General features: G+C 65.7%; 16 protein-coding genes, 1 tRNA gene and 1 pseudogene. 11 read left to right on the top strand and 7 right to left on the bottom strand.

The window, feature by feature from the left end; translation table 11 throughout:
- Positions 1-54: 54 nt before the first annotated feature.
- The gene (locus W7U_RS01220) at positions 55-1272 is read right to left on the bottom strand and encodes an IS30 family transposase (RefSeq protein WP_020821705.1); all 1218 of its coding nucleotides are present in this window, start codon (positions 1270-1272) and stop codon (positions 55-57) included.
- Between the two features lie 119 nt (positions 1273-1391).
- Between W7U_RS01220 and W7U_RS01215 the strand changes: the two genes are divergently transcribed.
- Complete coding sequence (locus W7U_RS01215; protein ID WP_008253954.1) at positions 1392-2321, top strand: Ku protein; 930 nt, start codon at positions 1392-1394, stop codon at positions 2319-2321.
- 15 nt (positions 2322-2336) lie between these two features.
- On the opposite strand, the gene pstA is transcribed toward W7U_RS01215, so the two are convergent.
- From pstA to pstS (W7U_RS01195), 4 genes are all read right to left on the bottom strand, one after another.
- Positions 2337-3239: a phosphate ABC transporter permease PstA gene (gene pstA, locus W7U_RS01210; protein WP_008253952.1), complete on the bottom strand. Its 903-nt coding sequence runs from the start codon at positions 3237-3239 to the stop codon at positions 2337-2339.
- 100 nt (positions 3240-3339) lie between these two features.
- The gene (gene pstC / locus W7U_RS01205; RefSeq protein ID WP_014379265.1) at positions 3340-4338 is read right to left on the bottom strand and encodes a phosphate ABC transporter permease subunit PstC; all 999 of its coding nucleotides are present in this window, start codon (positions 4336-4338) and stop codon (positions 3340-3342) included.
- A 6-nt stretch (positions 4339-4344) separates the two neighbouring features.
- Entirely contained in the window at positions 4345-5457 is a 1113-nt protein-coding gene (gene pstS, locus W7U_RS01200; RefSeq protein WP_008253946.1) for a phosphate ABC transporter substrate-binding protein PstS, read from the bottom strand.
- A 253-nt stretch (positions 5458-5710) separates the two neighbouring features.
- Entirely contained in the window at positions 5711-6817 is a 1107-nt protein-coding gene (gene pstS / locus W7U_RS01195) for a phosphate ABC transporter substrate-binding protein PstS (protein WP_085976428.1), read from the bottom strand.
- 237 nt (positions 6818-7054) lie between these two features.
- On the opposite strand from pstS (W7U_RS01195), the gene W7U_RS01190 reads away from it, so the two are divergent.
- The 10 genes and pseudogenes from W7U_RS01190 to W7U_RS26960 all read left to right on the top strand — a co-directional run.
- Positions 7055-7846, top strand: a complete 792-nt coding sequence (locus W7U_RS01190) for an SDR family oxidoreductase (RefSeq protein WP_008253943.1) — start codon at positions 7055-7057, stop codon at positions 7844-7846.
- Positions 7847-7870: 24 nt separating this feature from the next.
- Complete coding sequence (locus tag W7U_RS01185; RefSeq protein WP_008253941.1) at positions 7871-8947, top strand: dihydrodipicolinate reductase N-terminus domain-containing protein; 1077 nt, start codon at positions 7871-7873, stop codon at positions 8945-8947.
- 95 nt (positions 8948-9042) lie between these two features.
- Positions 9043-10269 (top strand): Nramp family divalent metal transporter, encoded by a 1227-nt coding sequence (locus tag W7U_RS01180; protein ID WP_008253939.1) that lies wholly within the window; start codon positions 9043-9045, stop codon positions 10267-10269.
- The gene (locus W7U_RS01175) at positions 10270-11349 is read left to right on the top strand and encodes a poly-gamma-glutamate hydrolase family protein (RefSeq protein ID WP_008253936.1); all 1080 of its coding nucleotides are present in this window, start codon (positions 10270-10272) and stop codon (positions 11347-11349) included.
- Between the two features lie 8 nt (positions 11350-11357).
- Positions 11358-12182, top strand: coding sequence for an LLM class F420-dependent oxidoreductase (locus W7U_RS01170; RefSeq protein ID WP_009953038.1), 825 nt, complete (start codon positions 11358-11360; stop codon positions 12180-12182).
- Positions 12183-12230: 48 nt separating this feature from the next.
- Positions 12231-12303 (top strand) — tRNA-Arg (locus W7U_RS01165).
- A 241-nt stretch (positions 12304-12544) separates the two neighbouring features.
- Positions 12545-12838, top strand: coding sequence for a hypothetical protein (locus tag W7U_RS01160; RefSeq protein WP_008253933.1), 294 nt, complete (start codon positions 12545-12547; stop codon positions 12836-12838).
- Positions 12839-13906, top strand: a complete 1068-nt coding sequence (locus tag W7U_RS01155; RefSeq protein ID WP_036428533.1) for a hypothetical protein — start codon at positions 12839-12841, stop codon at positions 13904-13906.
- Positions 13903-14334: a hypothetical protein gene (locus tag W7U_RS01150; RefSeq protein WP_008253927.1), complete on the top strand. Its 432-nt coding sequence runs from the start codon at positions 13903-13905 to the stop codon at positions 14332-14334. Before W7U_RS01155 ends, W7U_RS01150 begins: the two co-directional genes overlap by 4 nt.
- Positions 14331-14513, top strand: a pseudogene (locus W7U_RS26960) (hypothetical protein); the annotation flags it as partial. The gene W7U_RS01150 and the pseudogene W7U_RS26960, both read left to right, overlap by 4 nt.
- 82 nt (positions 14514-14595) lie before the next feature.
- On the opposite strand, the gene W7U_RS01145 reads toward W7U_RS26960, so the two are convergent.
- The gene (locus W7U_RS01145) at positions 14596-15972 is read right to left on the bottom strand and encodes a PPE family protein (protein ID WP_036428531.1); all 1377 of its coding nucleotides are present in this window, start codon (positions 15970-15972) and stop codon (positions 14596-14598) included.
- Between the two features lie 35 nt (positions 15973-16007).
- Entirely contained in the window at positions 16008-17237 is a 1230-nt protein-coding gene (locus tag W7U_RS01140) for a PPE family protein (protein ID WP_008253923.1), read from the bottom strand.
- Positions 17238-17396: the final 159 nt, after the last annotated feature.

The following is a 17396-nucleotide window of genomic DNA, read 5'->3' as shown; positions in this document are numbered from 1 at the left end:
GTAACGCCACGGCGAAAATTCGAGGCTCAAAGTCAAGTGGCTAATGCATTTTTGTTAGGCGGCTTGGTCGAGGAGGGCGGCCAGGCGTTGGGCGGGGGTGTCGAGGTCAAGGGTTGGGCGCGGTCGTCGGTTGAGGGTGTCTTGGATGCGTTTGAGGTCTGCTGGGGTGTAACCGCTGAGGTCGCTGCCCTTTTCGAACCAGAAGCGCAGGAGGCGGTTGGTGTTTTCGTTGGTGCCGCGTTGCCAGGGCGAGTGCGGATTGCAGAAATAGACCGGGGTGTTGAGTTGCAGGTGAATGTCGCGCCAGCGGGCCATTTCGCTGCCACGGTCCCAGGTGATTGATCGACGAAGGTGTTCGGGTAACTGGCGCATCGCTTCGATCATCGCGCCGGCCACCGTCTCGGCGGTGTGATCGCCGGGCAAATGCAGCAGCATCGTAAAGCGGGTGGACCGCTCGACCAGGGTGCCGATGGCGCTGTTGGGGCCGACGATCAGATCACCTTCCCAGTGGCCGGGCACCGCGCGGTCGGCGGCCTCGGCGGGCCGGTCGCTGATGGTGAACACATCGTGGAATTTCCCCCGCCGTTCGGTGTGGTCCCGGGATTTGCGGGCCGCGCGTTTCGTCGACAAACGCTTACTCAGGTCGGCGCGCAGTTGACCACGAGTTTGGACGTAGAGGCACTGGTAGATGGTTTCGTGGCTCACCCGTGCCAGCCTGTCATCGGGGTGATCGCGCGCCAAGACATCGGCGATCAGTTTGGGACTCCATCCCTGATCCATCCAGTCCTCTATGGCCTCGCATAGCGCGCGGTCTTGGAGTTTGAATGCTTTGGGACGCTTGGCTTTCTTGGCGGCGCGGGCATGGGCAAGACCAGCGTGGTAATCCCCGTCGGGATTGCGATTGCGTTTGAGCTCACGGGAGATGACGCTGGCGTCGCGGTCGAGCTCGTCGGCGATCTCGACCTGGGTGAGGCCCTTGTCCAGACCCCGCATAATCACCAGGCGTTCATCGAAACTGAGCCGGTGTCCCCGCGCGCCCGGCCGGGTCAGATCACCTGGTTCGGCAAGGCCGGTATCAGAGCCCGTACCACTTCGTAATTGCATTGATCCAGCGTCATGCCACCAGCTCCATCCGGTCTGGATCGACACACCGACCTGACGGCCGGCTTCACGCAATGATTCCCCTGCACACACCCGATCAAAGAACTCTCGCCGCATCGAACGCGGATAAGCAACTGACACCTGCAACCTCCTCAAACGTGGAAATTGCATTGACCGTATGAATCTGCCGAGGACAATCTCGCCGTGGCGTTACGGGCGCGGGCTTTTGAACAGCGGCGCGGCGGCGGGGGTGCTGTTAGGCAGCGAACAGTGTGGGCATACTGACTTACATGCGCTCCATCTGGAAGGGTTCCATCGCGTTCGGGCTGGTGAACGTCCCGGTCAAGGTGTACAGCGCCACCCAGGACCACGACATCAAGTTCCACCAGGTGCACGCCAAGGACAACGGCCGCATCCGATACCAGCGCGTGTGCGAGGTGGACGGCGAAGTCGTCGAATACCGTGACATCGCCCGGGCCTACGAATCCGATGACGGCCAGATGGTCATCATCACCGACGACGACATCGCCACGCTGCCCGAGGAACGCAGCCGCGAGATCGAAGTGCTGGAGTTCGTGCCGGCCAGCGATGTGGATCCGATGCTGTTCGACCGCAGCTATTTTTTGGAGCCCGACTCCAAATCGTCGAAATCCTATGTGCTGCTGGCCAAGACGCTTGCGGAGACGGACCGGATGGCGATCGTGCACTTCACGCTGCGCAACAAGACCCGGCTGGCGGCGTTGCGGGTCAAGGACTTCGGCAAGCGCGACGTGATGGTCATCCATACGTTGTTGTGGCCCGACGAGATTCGTGATCCGGACTTCCCGATCCTCGACAAGAAGGTTGAGGTCAAACCCGCCGAGCTCAAAATGGCGGGGCAGGTGGTTGATTCGATGGCCGAGGAGTTCAACCCCGACCGCTACCACGACGACTACCAGGAGCAGCTGCACGAGCTGGTCCAAGCCAAACTCGAAGGCGGAGAGGCGTTTACCACCGAGGAGCAGCCCAAGGAGCTGGATGAGACCGAAGACGTCTCCGATCTGCTGGCCAAGCTGGAGGCCAGCGTGAAGGCGCGCTCCGGTGGAGGCAACGGCAAGGCAGCGGAGAAAAAGGCGCTCGCGAAAAAGAGCGCAGCGAAGAAGACCGCCGCCAAGAAGGCACCCGCGAAAAAGACCGCCGCCAAGAAGACTCCGGCCAAGAAAGCGGCCTCGAAGTCCTGACCCGACGCGCCTCGGTCAGCGTTTGCGGGTCGCCAGAAATCGGGTGGCCGCGGCGACGACGTTGATCACGGCGACCATGATGATGAGCGTCAGCGCCGCACCCCAGATCCGCAGGAATCCGGCGTGTTCGGGGTTGGTGAGCTCGGTGTAGATCAGCAGCGGCAGCGAGGCCATGTTGCCGTGGAAGATGTCGAAGTTGATCGACCTGCTGTAGCCGACCAGCACCAGCACCGGCGCGGTTTCGCCGATCACCCGCGCGATGGACAACAAGATGCCCGAGACGATGCCGGGCATCGCGATCGGAAAGACGATCGAAACGATGGTCTTCCATTTCGGCACACCCAGCGCGTAGCTGGCCTCGCGCAGGTCGTCGGGCACCAGCCGCAGCATTTCCTCGGCGGAGCGCACCACCACCGGCAGCATCAGCAAGACCAGCGCGAGCGACACCGCAAAAGAGCTCTGCTGGAAGCCCAGGGTGGCGATCCAGAGGCTGAAGATGAACAGGGCCGCGACGATCGAGGGGACCCCGGCCAGCACGTCGACCATGAAGGTGGTCAGCCGCACCAGGCGGCCAGAACCGTATTCGACGAGGAAGACCGCGGTCATCAGGCCCAGCGGCACGGCCAGCACGGCGGCCACCCCGGCCTGCACCAGCGTCCCGTACAGCGCGTGATAGACGCCGCCGAGGAACTGTTCGGGCAGCACGCCGCGCAGCGAGTGGGTCCACCACCCCGACCGGGTCACGGCGTACCAGCCCCGTGCGACCACGATCGACAGCACCCAGAACAGCGGCACCAGCGCGATGAGGAACGAGGTGAGAAAGAAGATCGTCGCGGCGCCGTTGGTGATCCGCCGCCGGAAGCTGAGCGGCCTGAACACCTCGGCCTTGACCGGCCGGTCGAGCGCGTCAACTGTCACGAGCGCCGCTCCTCCTCATCGCGTCGCTCTGCATCGTCGCGGCGCGAGTCATGAGCGCCGCTTCTCCTCATCGCTTCGCTCTGCATCGTCGCGGCGCGCGTCATCCGTTGACCTTGCCGCCAGCGATCGCGCGGGCCAGCGCGTTGACGATAAACGTCAGCACGAACAGGGCGAATCCCGCCGAAATGTACGCCCCGGTGGGCAGCGGTGCGCTGAACTCCGCGGCCGCCGACGCGATCTTGGAGGCAAACGTGTAGCCACCGTCGAACAGCGACCAATTCCCCGGGCGGGCGGCCGAACGCAGAATGATCAGCACAGCCACGGTCTCGCCCAGCGCGCGTCCCAACCCCAGCATCGAGGCGGCGATGACGCCGCTGCGGCCGAACGGCAGCACGGTCATCCGCACCACCTCCCACTTGGTGGCGCCCAGCGCCTGCGCCGCTTCCATCTGGATGTGGGGGGTCTGCCGAAACACCTCGCGCGAGACCGACGTGACGATCGGCAGGATCATCACCGAGAGCACGACGCCGGCGGTGAAGATGGTGCCGCCGCCGGCCAACGACACGTTGCCCTGTTTGAACAGGAAAAACCATCCGAGGTGCCGATTGAGAAACGCCGCGACCGGCTCGAGCCGGGGGGCCAGGACGAAGATTCCCCAGAGCCCGAAGATGATCGACGGCACCGCGGCCAGCAGGTCCACCACCGCGCCGAACGGGCGCCCCAGCCGCTTCGGCGCGTATTGGGTGAGGAACACGGCGATACCGACCGCGATGGGCACGGACAGCACCAGCGCGGTGAGCGAACTGAGCACCGTGACCATGAGCAGGTCACGGATGCCGAAGGCCAGGTTGTGGGGGTTGCTGGTGCTGAACTCGGCGCTGGTGAAGAAGTTTGCGTGATTGACGCGCAACGACGGCAGGGCGCGCAGCAACAGGAACACCGCGATCAACAGGATGGCGACCACGATCGTGGAACCAGCGGCCGCGGCGACCAGCTTGAAGATCCGGTCGCCCCGCCGCGACACGCGTGCATTCAGCGCCGTTGATGCCGGTTTTTCCGCGGTCGACGGGCTGGTTGCTGTTCCTCGTGTCACGACCACCTCAGGTTATGTGATGGCGTTGATCGAAGAAGACAGCCTCGCCTTGAACGCGTCGGGGATCGGAATGTAGCCATTGTCGGCCAGGCCATTTTGCCCGGCGCCGATGGTGCTTTGCAGGAATCCCTTCACCGCCGCACCGACCCCGGAGTCGGGGTACTTCGAGCACACGATCTCGTAGGTCGCCAGCACGATCGGGTAGGAACCGGCCTGCTTGGGTTTGTAGAACGACAGCGTGTCGAGCACCAGGTCGTTGCCCTGGCCGGAGATTTTGGCCCCAGCAATCGTCTTGCCCACCGATTCGGCGCTGATCGACACCGCGTCCGGGCCGGCCGAGGTGATGATCTTGGCCATGTTCAGTTTCTGTGCCTGGGCAAACGACCATTCGTTATAGGTGATGGATCCTTCGGTGGCCTTGATCGCCGCCGACGTGCCGTCGTTGCCCTTGGCTCCCTCACCGACGCCGCCCTTGAAGGTCTTTCCGGCGCCCTTGCCCCATGCTCCGTCCGCGGCGGCGTCGAGATATTTCTGGAAATTGTCGGTGGTGCCGGACTCGTCGTTGCGGAAGACGACGTGAATCGGCACGTCGGGCAATGTGGCACCGGGGTTGAGGGCCTGAATCGCGGGGTCGTTCCACGTTGTGATCGAGCCGTTGAAGATTTTGGCGGCCGTGGGGCCGTCGAGGCTGAGCGAGTTCAGGCCCGTCACGTTGTAGGTGATGGCGATCGGGCCGAAAACGACCGGCAGATTCCAGGCCGGCGAACCGCACCGCTGCTGCGCGGCGGCGTATTCGTTGGTCGCCAGCGGCGAGTCAGAACCACCGAAATCCGTTTGGTTGCCGTTAAATTCGCTGATTCCCGCACCGGATCCGTTGGCCGTGTAGTTCAGCGTCTGGCCGGGGCAGGCCTGCTCGAACGCGTTGACAAAGCGGGTCATCGCGTTGGCCTGGGCCGTCGACCCGCTGGCCTTGAGGGCCTTCTTCCCGCCACAATTCACCTTGCCCGACGACGAGCCGGTCGGCGCACTGGCGCCGGACCCGTTGTTGTCGCTGCCGCACCCCGACAACGCCAGCGCAGTAACGCTCAAGGCACTCAGCACGGCGCCAAATCGGTTGAGTTTCAATTCGCTTCCTCACGGTAGGGATGAAACATGGTCGCGGCCGGTCAGTTAACCGTAGCGCGCCGACCAGCCGGTATCGCGGCCACGAACGTAACAGTAACAATTGAACGTTGAGCAAACTTTTCGGCGATCACCGCTGAACGCGTCGGCGGGGGGTCGCGACGTCGGCCGCAGCACACCGCGACGTCGCCTGGCCGGTGTTCGTCAGCAAAGGCCCCACCCGGCCCTCCGAGGGGCCGCCGACTGGTTGCTGACATCACGCGATGGCGTTGATCGCATCCGACAGCCGGGACTTGAACGACTCCGGCACCGGGATATACCCGTTGTCCACCAAGCCATTCTGGCCGGCACCGATGGTGCTTTGCAGGAACGCCTTTACGGCCGCGCCGACCTGCGGGTCGGGATACTTCGAACACACAATCTCGTAGGTCGCCAACACGATCGGGTAGGAACCGGGCCGGGTCGGCTTGTAGAACGAGAAGGTGTCCACCACCAAGTCGTTGCCCTGCCCGGTGAGGGTGGCACCGGAGATCGTTTTCCCGACCGATCCGGCGCTGATGCCCACCGCCTCGGGCCCGGCCGAGGTGACGATCCTGGCCATCGTCAGCTTCTGCGCCAGACCGAACGACCATTCGTTGTAGGTGACCGATCCTTCGGTCGCCCGGACGGCCGCCGACGTACCGCCGTTGCCGTCGGCGCCCTGCCCGACCCCACCGTGGAACGTCTTGCCGATGCCCTTGTCCCACACGCCGTCGGACGCGGAGTCCAGGTATTTCTGGAAATTGTCGGTGGTGCCGGACTCGTCGCCGCGGAACACGACACGGATGGGCTCGGCGGGCAGCGCGGTACCCGGGTTCAGCGCTGCGATCGCCGGGTCGTCCCAGGCAGTGATGGCGCCCTTGAAGATTTTGGCGGCGGTGGGCCCGTCGAGGATCAGCGAGCTGACGCCCCTGACGTTGTAGGTGATCGCGATCGGGCCGAAGACCACGGGCAGATTCCACGCCGGCGAACCGCATCGGGTCCGCGCCGCGAAGTATTCGATCGGGGCCAACGGTGAATCCGAACCCGCGAAATCGATTTGGTTTCCGGTGAATTGGCCGATTCCCGCGCCGGAGCCATTGGGTGTGTAATTCAGCGTCTGACCGGGGCAAGCGTGCTCGAAGGCGCCGGAGAATCGGGTCATCGCGTTGGCCTGGGCGCTCGAGCCCGCCGCCGTCAGGGCCTGCTTGCCGCCGCAATTGACCACGCCCGACACGCCCGCCCCGCTTCCCCGGGCCGTGCTGTCGTGGAATCCGCATCCCGACAACACCAGCGCAGCGGCTGTCAGGACGCCCAGCACAGCACCAAAACGGTTGCGTCCCAAGTCTCTTCCTCACAGTAAGGACCACAAAGATCGGCGTCACCGAGCTAACCGCACCAAGGTGAACGACGGGCAAATGGTCTGGCAACGCGCGCAACGTCACCGACACCGGGCCGCCGCCCCGACGGCCGCATCGGAAGCCCCCCGGATAGAAAAATAGAACTTGTTCTAGAAATGCCTTATCCGCGCCGCCGCGGCTTGCTACCGTGTCGCCTGACACCGAAACGAAGAGAGGCCGCCATGATCCTTGACAGGTTCCGTCTCGACGACAAAGTCGCCGTCATCACCGGTGCAGGCCGTGGCCTCGGGGCGGCCATCGCGCTGGCGTTCGCCGAGGCAGGCGCCGACGTCCTCATCGCCTCGCGAACTGAATCCCGACTAGAGGCCGTCGCCGAACAGGTCCGCGCCGCCGGGCGCCGCGCCCACGTCGTGGCCGCCGACCTGGCGCATCCGGAATCCACCGCCGAGCTGGCCGGCCAGGCCGTCGAGGCATTCGGGAAACTAGACATCGTCGTCAACAACGTCGGGGGATCCATGCCCAACACGTTGTTGACGACCTCGACGAAGGATCTCAAAGACGCCTTCACCTTCAACGTCGGCACCGCCCACGCGCTCACACTGGCTGCGGTGCCGTTGATGCTCGAGCACTCCGGCGGCGGCAGCATCATCAACATCACCTCGACCATGGGCCGGCTGGCCGGACGTGGCTTCGCGGCCTACGGCACCGCCAAGGCCGCGCTGTCCCATTACACCCGGCTGACCGCCCTGGACCTGTGCCCACGGATTCGGGTCAACGCGATCGCGCCGGGATCGATCCTCACCTCCGCGCTGGACGTGGTTGCCTCCAACGACGAGCTGCGGTCGCCGATGGAGAAGGCCACCCCGATGCGCCGGCTGGGCGATCCGGTCGACATTGCCGCTGCGGCAGTCTATTTGGCGTCTCCCGCCGGCAACTTCCTGACCGGCAAGACCCTCGAGGTCGACGGCGGCCTCACCTTCCCCAATCTCGACATCCCCGTCCCGGACCTGTGACCCACGACCGCTAAGGAGCACGTCATGCCCATCCCCGTCGTCCAACTGGGCACCGGCAACGTCGGTATCCACGCGCTGCGCGCGCTCATCACCAATCCGGAGTTCGACCTGAAAGGCGTGTGGGTGTCGTCCGACGCCAAGGCGGGCAAGGACGCCGCCGAGCTCGCCGGGCTTGCGGAGGCGACGGGGGTGCTCGCCAGCACCGACCTGGACGCCGTGCTCGCCACCGGGCCGCAGTGCGCGGTGTACAACGCGCTGGCCGACAACCGGTTGCCCGAGGCGCTCGAGGATTACCGGCGCGTGCTGGCGGCCGGGATCAATATCGTCGGCAGCGGCCCCGTCTTCTTGCAGTATCCGTGGCAGGTGATCCCCGAGGAGCTGATCAAGCCGCTGGAAGACGCAGCGCGCGAAGGCAATTCAAGCCTCTACGTCAACGGCATCGACCCGGGCTTCGCCAACGACCTGCTGCCCCTGGCGCTGGCCGGCACCTGCCAGAGCATCCAGCAGATCCGGTGCATGGAGATCGTCGACTACGCCACCTATGACAGTGCGGCGGTCATGTTCGACGTCGTGGGATTCGGCAAGCCACTCGACGAAATTCCCATGTTGCTGCAGCCCGGTGTGCTCAGCCTGGCGTGGGGCTCGGTGATCCGGCAAATGGCGGCGGGCCTTGGCATTTCGCTCGACGAGGTCACCCAGTCGCACGTGCGCGTACCCGCCCCGGAGGACTTCGACATCGCCTCGGGCCATATCGCCAAGGGCACCGCCGCGGCGCTGCGCTTCGAGGTGTTCGGCATGGTCAACGGCGATCCCGTCGTCGTCCTCGAACACGTCACCCGGCTGCGCGAGGACCTGTGCCCGGACTGGCCGCAACCCGCACAGGAGGGTGGCTCCTACCGCATCGAGGTCACCGGCGAGCCGTCGTACGCCATGGACATCTGCCTGAGCAGCCGCAAGGGCGATCACAACCACGCCGGGCTGGTGGCCACCGCGATGCGAGTCGTCAACGCGATTCCCGCGGTGGTGGCCGCCGATCCGGGAATCGTCACCACGCTCGACTTGCCGCTGATCACCGGCAAGGGGCTCTACCGTCCGGCCTGAGCCTGGACGGCACGAAACACCGCGGCCGCTGGGCAGCCCGACGGGATGTTCGACTAACCTCACTTTCTTATTCGGTGAAGTGAATCGAGGTCACGTTGGCGCAGCGCACCCAGGGCTCGCTCAAGGGCAACTGGTATCTGCTCGGGCCCGCGTTCGTCGCCGCGATCGCCTACGTCGACCCCGGAAACGTCGCGGCCAACGTCAGCGCCGGCTCACAGTACGGCTACCTGCTGTTGTGGGTGATCGTCGCGGCCAACGTCCTCGCGGGCCTGGTGCAGTACCTGTCGGCCAAGCTCGGGCTGGTCACCGGGCGATCGTTGCCGGCCGCTCTGGGCAAGCGGATGAGCAGCCCACTGCGGCTGGTGTATTGGGCGCAGGCCGAACTCGTGGCGATCGCCACCGACGCCGCCGAAGTCGTCGGCGGGGCCATCGCCCTACACATCCTGTTCGGCTTGCCGCTGATGGTCGGCGGGCTCATCACCGGCGTGGTGGCCTTGCTGTTGCTGGGCATTCAGGATCGGCGCGGACAGATCATCTTCGAGCGGGTCATCACCGGCTTGCTGCTGGTCATCGCGATCGGGTTCGCGGCGAGCTTCTTCGTCAAGACCGCGCCGCCCCACGACGTGCTGGGCGGCCTGGTGCCGAGGTTCCGCGGCACCGAGAGTGTGCTGCTGGCCGCCGCGATCCTGGGGGCCACCGTGATGCCGCATGCGGTGTACATGCATTCGGGTCTGGTGCTAGACCGGCACGGGCATCCCGACCATGGGTCGCATCGCCGCCTGCTGCTGCGGATCACCCGCTGGGACGTCGTCCTGGCGATGGCGGTGGCCGGCACGGTGAACGCCGCCATGCTGCTGGTCGCCGCGATCAACCTGCAGGACCGCAACGTGAGCGCCTCCATCGAGGGCGCCTATTCCGCCATCCACAACACGCTGGGGGCGACCATCGCGGTGCTGTTCGCGATCGGTCTCCTCGCGTCCGGGCTGGCGTCCTCGTCGGTGGGCGCCTACGCCGGCGCCATGATCATGCAGGGGCTGCTGCACCGGTCGATCCCGATGGTGGCGCGCCGCCTGATCACCCTGTGCCCCGCCCTGGTGATCCTGGCGGTCGGGTTCGACCCCACCCGCGCGTTGGTGCTGTCCCAGGTGGTGCTGTCGTTCGGCATTCCGTTTGCGGTGCTGCCTCTGATCAAGCTGACGAGCAACCGCGAGCTGATGGGCGACGACGCCAACCACCGCATCACGACGATTCTTGGCTGGGGCGTCGGCATATTGATTAGTCTGCTTAACATGGTGCTCGTCTGGCTGACGGTGACCGGCTGAATGCCGGCCCTGCGTCATCTGTACTTCGCATACGGCTCGAACCTATGCGTACGGCAGATGGCGCGCCGCTGTCCCGACGCCGCCGATCCGCGCCCCGCGGTCCTCGCCGACCACGACTGGCTGATCAACCAGCGAGGCGTGGCCACCGTCGAGCCGTTGGCCGGAAACCAGGTGCATGGGGTGCTCTGGCAGATCTCCGACGGCGACCTGGCGACCTTGGACAGCGCCGAGGGTGTGCCGGTGCGCTACCGGCGCGACCGGCTGACCGTGCACACCGACGACGGGCCGTCACCGGCCTGGGTCTACATCGACCACCGGGTGACGCCGGGCCCTCCCCGCCCGGGCTACCTGCCCACCATCATCGACGGTGCCGCGCAGCACGGGCTGCCCCCACGCTGGCTCGAGTTCTTGCGCCGCTGGGATCCGGCCGGCTGGCCGCGCCCGAAATCGTCGGCGGCGTGCGGGCCTGGGCCGCAGTCGTTTTCGGCGTTGCTGAGCGAGCCCGGGGTGGCCGAGAGCTGCCAATTGCGTTCGCGTTTCGGATTTTTGGCGATCCACGGCGGCGGACTGGAAGAGATGACCGACGTGATCGCCGAGCGCGCCGCCGAGGCCGCCGGTGCGTCCGTCTATGTGGTGCGTCATCCCGACCACTACCCGCATCACCTGCCGTCGGCCCTGTTCGATCCGGCCGAGTCGCCACGGCTCGCCGCTTTCCTCGACCATGTCGACGTCGCGGTGTCGCTGCACGGCTATGGCCGCGACGGGCGCAGCACACAGCTGCTGGCCGGTGGTCGCAACCGGGAGCTGGCTGCCCATTTGGCCCGCCACATCCGGCTGACCGGCTATCAGGTCATCACCGACCTCGACGACGTGCCACCGGAATTGCGCGGGCTGCACCCGCGGAACCCGGTGAACCGGGTGCGTCAGGGCGGAACCCAGCTGGAGCTCTCGGCGCGGGTCCGCGGGATCAGCCCGCGCAGCCCGCTGCCCGGCGATGACGGTTTGTCGTCGGTCACCAGCGTGCTGATCCAAGGGCTGGCCGAGGCCGCTCGTCGTTGGTCTATGTCGTCGGATCGCTAAAACGGAGGTTGTTGGTGGCCAAGGATTTTCGCTTCGGAATGAGCATGCGGTTCTTTAAGTCCCGCGAGGCGCTGCTCGACAAGGCCAAGCGGGCTGAAGACGCCGGTTTCGACATTCTTTGTGTGCCGGACCATTTGGGCGCGGCGGCGCCCTTCCCGACGCTGACCGCGGTCGCGATGGTCACCACCACGCTGAAGCTGAGCATGTATGTGCTCAACTCCGCCTTCTACAAGCCGGCCCTGCTCAGCCGGGACATGCAGGCCCTCGATCTGCTCAGCGACGGCCGCCTCGAAATCGGGCTGGGCACCGGCTACGTCCGCGAAGAGTTCGAAGCCGCCGAGATCCCCTATCCCAGCGCCGGTGCCCGCGTCGACTACCTCGAACACATGACGAAGTACCTGAAGGAACACCACCCGTCGACGCCGCTCATCATCGCCGGCAACGGCGACCGGGTGCTGACCATCGCCGCCCGCAACGCCGACATCATCGGCCTGACCGGCTCCAAGGTGCGCGCGGTCGAGGACCCGTTCGCCGAACGTGTCGATTTCGTCCGCAACGCCGCGGGGGATCGCTTCGACGCCCTGGAGCTGAATCTGGCGATCACGGCGATGCCGCGGGTCGGCGAGACCGAGCCGGACCTGAAGCTGACCCGCAGCTACGCGCCGGACCTGTCCGATGAGGAGATCCTGTCCCAGCCCTCGGTGCTCAGCGGTTCCCCCCGCGAAATCGCCGAGACGTTGATCGCGTACCGCGACAAGTACGGTGTCTCATCCTTCACCGTGCAGGACAACAACATCGAGAACTTCTCGAAGGTGATCGCCGAACTGCGCTGACGCCGTGGCCCTCGGCTTTTGATCCAGCCCGGTAAGCTCAGGCCGTCCGCCCTCGTAGCTCAGGGGATAGAGCACGGCTCTCCTAAAGCCGGTGTCGCAGGTTCGAATCCTGCCGGGGGCACTTTTGTTGTATGACGTCGGTTGATGCATGTCGTTTCGCCTTCGGGTGATGCTTGACGGTGTTTCGGCTGATGCTTGACAGCTACTTCGGCTGATCCTTGACACTGAGTTGAGTGTGGCTGAGCAGCGGTATCAGGCCGTGTTGTTTCAGTAGACGGTGGGCAATTCTGCCCCCGCTGCGGATATGACAAAAAGTCGGGTGAATCGCTATTCGCAGTTCATCCAAATAAACTGTTGCGGTTATGGGGCAAGATGCATTGCAGGTCGTCCCCGCCGAGCTAGAAGCCACAGCCGGCAAATGGGAAGCGGTCAGCTCGCAACTCGTTGGCGCGCCACCGGCGCCAGGGCAACCATTCCAGGCCACCACGGCGGCCGTGAATAGTCTCAACGCGGCGATCGGTGTTGCCGCAGCGGCCTTTTCAGTGCGGACGCAGGCGACAGTGGGCGGGATGACCACCGCCACCGGTAAATACATCAGCCAAGAGGCCACGTCGGCGGGCGACATGGATGCCATCACGGGGGTGACGGTGGTCTAGATGCCAGCAACCCTGTCACAAATCCAGGCGTGGAGCACCGAGCACCTCATCGACGCGGCCGCCTACTGGACACAAACCGCCGACCGCTGGGAAGACGCATTTCTGACGATGCGCAACCAGGCACATTCCATCACCTGGCACGGCGCTGGCGGCGACGCGCTGCGGGAACGCACCGGATCCGATCTATCCGTCGTCAGCGACAAAGCTGACCAACTACGGCAAGCGGCTGGAATAGCCCGCAATGGCGCCAGTGACATTAGCGCCGCCCAGCGACGAGTCCTGTATGGCGTCGAAGATGCGCAGAATGCGGGGTTCACTGTCGGAGAAGACTTGTCGGTCACCGACACTCGCAGCACTCCCCCAGCAGAACGGGCCACGCGCCATGCTAAAGCCCAAGCATTCGCCGTTGACATCCGTTCGCGGGCCGAACAACTCGAGGGCGCGGAGGTTAAGGTCGCGGGCCAACTCACTGCTGCTGCCGGAACTGTTGGGGACGTTGGCTTCGCTCAATCCTCGAGCTACAACGGCGGGCAGCAGTCGCCCACTAATGGCGACGGCCAGAACGGACGCGGTGCCCTAGCCGTTGCCAATGGCCAGCACGGCGGGGTTCATCTTGTGGACTTCAAGCAGGACGGCAGCCCGGAACCGTCTCCGGTGCCGCAACCCACCCCATCTCAAGGACAGCCGCAGATCGGGCCATTCCCCGTGCCGCCACAAGTGGCCGCTGCCGCACCGAAGACACCGGCGCCCGCCACACCATCCGTACCCGCACCCGCACCTAGTGTGGCGGGACCAAGCTTCGGCCAATGCGTAGGAGGGCAGGTGAAAGCCAACGTCGGTAAGGACATGATCAAAGACGGGTTCAAGAGCGGCGCCATCAAGGCCGGTATCGGAGCAGCGTTCGGGGCGGGTCTCACTCCCGAACTCGCCGGCGCTGGTGCACTGCCTGGCGCGGTGCTCGGCTTCGTCGGCGGCTTCGCGCAGGGCTTGCTGGAAGCCCCTGTAGAGGCGACCGCCAAAGGCGCGCTGGAGTGCAGCGAAGCCGTACCTGGTTGGCTGAAGCCATGATCAACGCAAAGCGGATCCTGCTTTACCTGCCGCTGTACCTCGTGTGGGCGGTTACCATCGATGTCCTGTTCGATAGGGCCAGCCCCGCCAGTAGCAAGTCTGTACCAGCATGGATGACAGTTGGCTTCATCGTGTCGGCCGTCGTCGTGGCCGGCTTGGTGCTTTGGTACTTGTCCAGACGCGCAGCCGGCAAGGTGCCACAGCAGCGCCAGCACGTCTACACTGCCTTGCTCGTCGCAATCGTCGTGTCGGGCTTCGTAGATGATGCGCTCAAAGGTGTCGCGTGGCTGCTCCTGGGCGGTCATCCCTGGTGGGTGCTTGTGCCGATTTACACACTTGGCTATGCGGCGTGCTGGGCGGTCCTCGTGCTCATGGTGAACTGGCTCGAACACCGAGCAGACGACCGCAGCGGGTCATCCCGCGCGTGAGAATTAACCCCGTTTACGGCCCGACGTTCTACACAGGTCTGACCGTTCTTTTCCTAACCCTTTTCGTGCTGAGCGCCTCCACCCACGGCACAACGCTGGGTCTGATCAGTACAGGAGGTCTCGCCGCGGTAATGGGCTACAACGCCTACCGGACCTGGTCCCGCAAGCGCCGCATGAACCATGCAATAACGCTACGGCGCAATGTCGGTCGACGGACTTGGCGTTCATCTCTCGACCACCCCGTTCATAAGCTCCTTCTCCCTAGCCCCACGTTGCCCGCGGCGGTGTGACCTTGGACTTGTCGGCCGAGGACAAGTGCACCGCGTGGACACCCGGCTTCTTCGACAGCTGATCCAAAAGGCTTTCCAGGTGCGCCTTGTCGGTGTGCCAGTGCTGAACCGACTCCGGCGCCTCCTGCAGTTCCGCCAGGACCGTCTTCAGTTTGTCCGGGGTCTTGTCGTCGTTGTCCGACGAGCGGCGGCCCAGCCCCCGGGTGGGGCTTGCGGCGACCGCGCGGGGCACAGCGCCACCCAGCGCTCCACCGGCCAGGCCCGCCAGGCCCATCTGACCGAGGGCACCGGCGCCGGCCTCGACCGTCGGCGCGGCACCCGCGCTGGTGTACTCCAACACGGTGGCGGCCAGCTTGACCGCGGGACTGGCGACGGCCCAGCTCGGCGGTACCGACAACGCCCCCGCCAGACCCGCATTGCCGAGACCTGCGGTCACCGCAGACGCGCCAACGGCTCCTACGGCCGGGGTGCTCGAACCCAGCGAAGCGAACAGCGGCCCTTCGAGTTCGACGGCGGTGTCACCCCACGTCCGTGCCGTTGCCACCAGGCCCAAACTGAGGCTCAGCAACGTGTCGTTGACCGGGCGGATGCCTTTGGTGACGAACTCGATGTTCGCGGCGATCTTCGCCAACGGCGTGGAATTCAGGTTGTTCAACCATGTCGCCAATGACGACGGATCGGCCGCCGGCAGTGCGGAAGGCGATGCGAAGCTTTGCAGCGTTCGCGGGGTCGACGACATCAGCTGCGCCAAGGCCGACTGCGCGTTGGCAGGCGCCGTACCGGCGGCTTGGGCGACCGCGCCTGATTGGCCGGCTCCTCCCGCTGGGTTGGTGGTTTGCGGTGGCGCGTTGAAGGGCTTCAATTGCGCAGCGATCGCCGAAGATCCGGCGTAGCCGTACATCGCGGCGGCGTCTTGCGCCCACATCTGTGCGTACTCCGCCTCGGTGGCCGCGATCGCGGCGGTGTTCTGCCCGAGAAGGTTCGTCGCCACCAGCGACGCCAGCCGGCCGCGGTTCTCCGCGATCGCCACCGGGGGCACCGTCGCGGTGAATGCGGCCTCGTACGCCGCCGCGGCCGCTCTGGCTCGCGAGGCGGCCTGTTCGGCTTGAGCGGCGGTCGTGCTCATCCACGCCGCATACGGCGCGGCCGCACCGGCCATGGTCAGCGAGGACGGCCCCTGCCAACCGCTGGTCAAGTTCGAGATCACCGACTCATACGACGTCGCCGCAGAGTGCAGTTGGGCGGCCAACCCATCCCATGCCGACGCCGCGGCCAACATTGAGCCTGCGCCTTCACCGGCGTACATTCGACCAGAGTTGATCTCCGGCGGAAATGCTCCGAAATCCATTGTCACTCCTTGCTCTTCGCGATAAGTAGTGCGTGCTATTCCTGCGGGTCGTCCGCGTTGATGACGATGATCGTGGCCGTGGTCGCGACGCGCCCGAAACCGCCGCCGATGCCCGTTGCCCGCGCGGAGCCACCGCCGGTGGCGGCCATGGCGCGCCCGGCCAGACCCGACGCGGCCATGCTGGAGAACAGCGATCCCTCTCCCTCGGCCGCGAGGGCCGAAGGAGCGCCGGCAAAGGCGGTTTGTGGAATCACCGTGGCGACCGGCCGGATCTCCGGGGCGGCCGCCGCCCATCCCGGCGGCACCGACAAGCGCCCGACGACGCCGGCACGACCGATGCCCGGCGACATTCCGGTTCCAGCGGCTCCTCTCGGCGAGCTCACCATTTGCGTCCCCGAATTGACCTCGCCGCCCAACCGCCCCAGCGCCGACCGGTCCCGGTCCAGCCTTTGCCGGGCACTGTTCACATTCGCCACGTTTTGGGGCACCAGGTAGTTTTCGACGCCCAGCAGATACGGGCTGCCCCCGATGCCGAACAATGACACCGGACCCAACGGGCCCGTAAGCGCCGAGTCGAATGCCGACAGCAGCGATGGTGGATCGGCGGCGGCAGGCGTTGTCAGGGTCTGCAACGATTGGGGCGCGGCCGACATCAGCTGCGGGAGAGTCGATTCCGTGTTCATCGCGACCGAGCCGCCGGTGGCCTGCGCGACGGCGGCGGCCTGTCCCGCGGCCCCGGCCGGATTGGTGCTACGCGGCGGCGGGGCGAATGGCGTCACCTGCGCGGCGGCCGCCGAGGCACCGGCGTAGCCGTACATCGCCGCGGCATCCTGGGCCCACATCTCGGCGTACTGGGCCTCGGTGGCCATGATCGCCGGGGTGTTCTGACCCAGAAAATTGGTCGCGATCAGCGCCATCAACTGCGCCCGATTGGCCGCGATGACCGGTGGCGGCACCGTCGCGAGGAACGCCGCCTCGTACCCGACCACCGCCGCCCTCGCCTGGTTGGCGGTCTGCTCGGCCTGGGCGGCGGTCGCACTCATCCATGCCGCATACGGTGCCGCCGCGGCGGCCATCATGCTCGACGAAGGACCGCGCCACCCGGCGGTCAGGTTCGAGATCACCGACTCGTAAGACGCTGCGGCGGCGTGCAACTGGGCTGCGATTCCGTCCCAGGCCGCGGCGGCGGCCAGCATCGGCCCCGCCCCGGGGCCAGAGTACATTCGACCGGAGTTGACCTCCGGCGGCATCACTCCGAAATCCATTGCTATACCTCATAACTCGGTGCGCGACACCCGAGGGCGACGTGAGTCGACCGCTGCATCGCCTGAATGATTTGATGAACTTCTGTAACCGCGCCCTATCGACGCACGACTCGGCCGGATCGTGAGAGCGGTTATCCGCTGCGGCCCCGGCGATGTGCC

Origin of the sequence: Mycobacterium sp. H4Y, assembly GCF_000364405.1 — a bacterium.
Lineage (GTDB): Bacteria > Actinomycetota > Actinomycetes > Mycobacteriales > Mycobacteriaceae > Mycobacterium > Mycobacterium intracellulare.
This window is presented reverse-complemented; position numbering and strand designations above follow the sequence as displayed.

Bases quoted from the DNA above. Each gene is read 5' to 3' on its own strand.
- W7U_RS01220 (WP_020821705.1), bottom strand. From the start codon at position 1,272: ATGCAATTTCCACGTTTGAGGAGGTTGCAGGTGTCAGTTGCTTATCCG.
- W7U_RS01145 (WP_036428531.1), bottom strand. From the start codon at position 15,972: ATGGATTTCGGAGCATTTCCGCCGGAGATCAACTCTGGTCGAATGTAC.
- W7U_RS01140 (WP_008253923.1), bottom strand. From the start codon at position 17,237: ATGGATTTCGGAGTGATGCCGCCGGAGGTCAACTCCGGTCGAATGTAC.
- W7U_RS01175 (WP_008253936.1), top strand. From the start codon at position 10,270: ATGCCGGCCCTGCGTCATCTGTACTTCGCATACGGCTCGAACCTATGC.
- W7U_RS01160 (WP_008253933.1), top strand. From the start codon at position 12,545: ATGGGGCAAGATGCATTGCAGGTCGTCCCCGCCGAGCTAGAAGCCACA.
- W7U_RS01190 (WP_008253943.1), top strand. From the start codon at position 7,055: ATGATCCTTGACAGGTTCCGTCTCGACGACAAAGTCGCCGTCATCACC.
- W7U_RS01155 (WP_036428533.1), top strand. From the start codon at position 12,839: ATGCCAGCAACCCTGTCACAAATCCAGGCGTGGAGCACCGAGCACCTC.
- W7U_RS01185 (WP_008253941.1), top strand. From the start codon at position 7,871: ATGCCCATCCCCGTCGTCCAACTGGGCACCGGCAACGTCGGTATCCAC.
- W7U_RS01150 (WP_008253927.1), top strand. From the start codon at position 13,903: ATGATCAACGCAAAGCGGATCCTGCTTTACCTGCCGCTGTACCTCGTG.
- W7U_RS01215 (WP_008253954.1), top strand. From the start codon at position 1,392: ATGCGCTCCATCTGGAAGGGTTCCATCGCGTTCGGGCTGGTGAACGTC.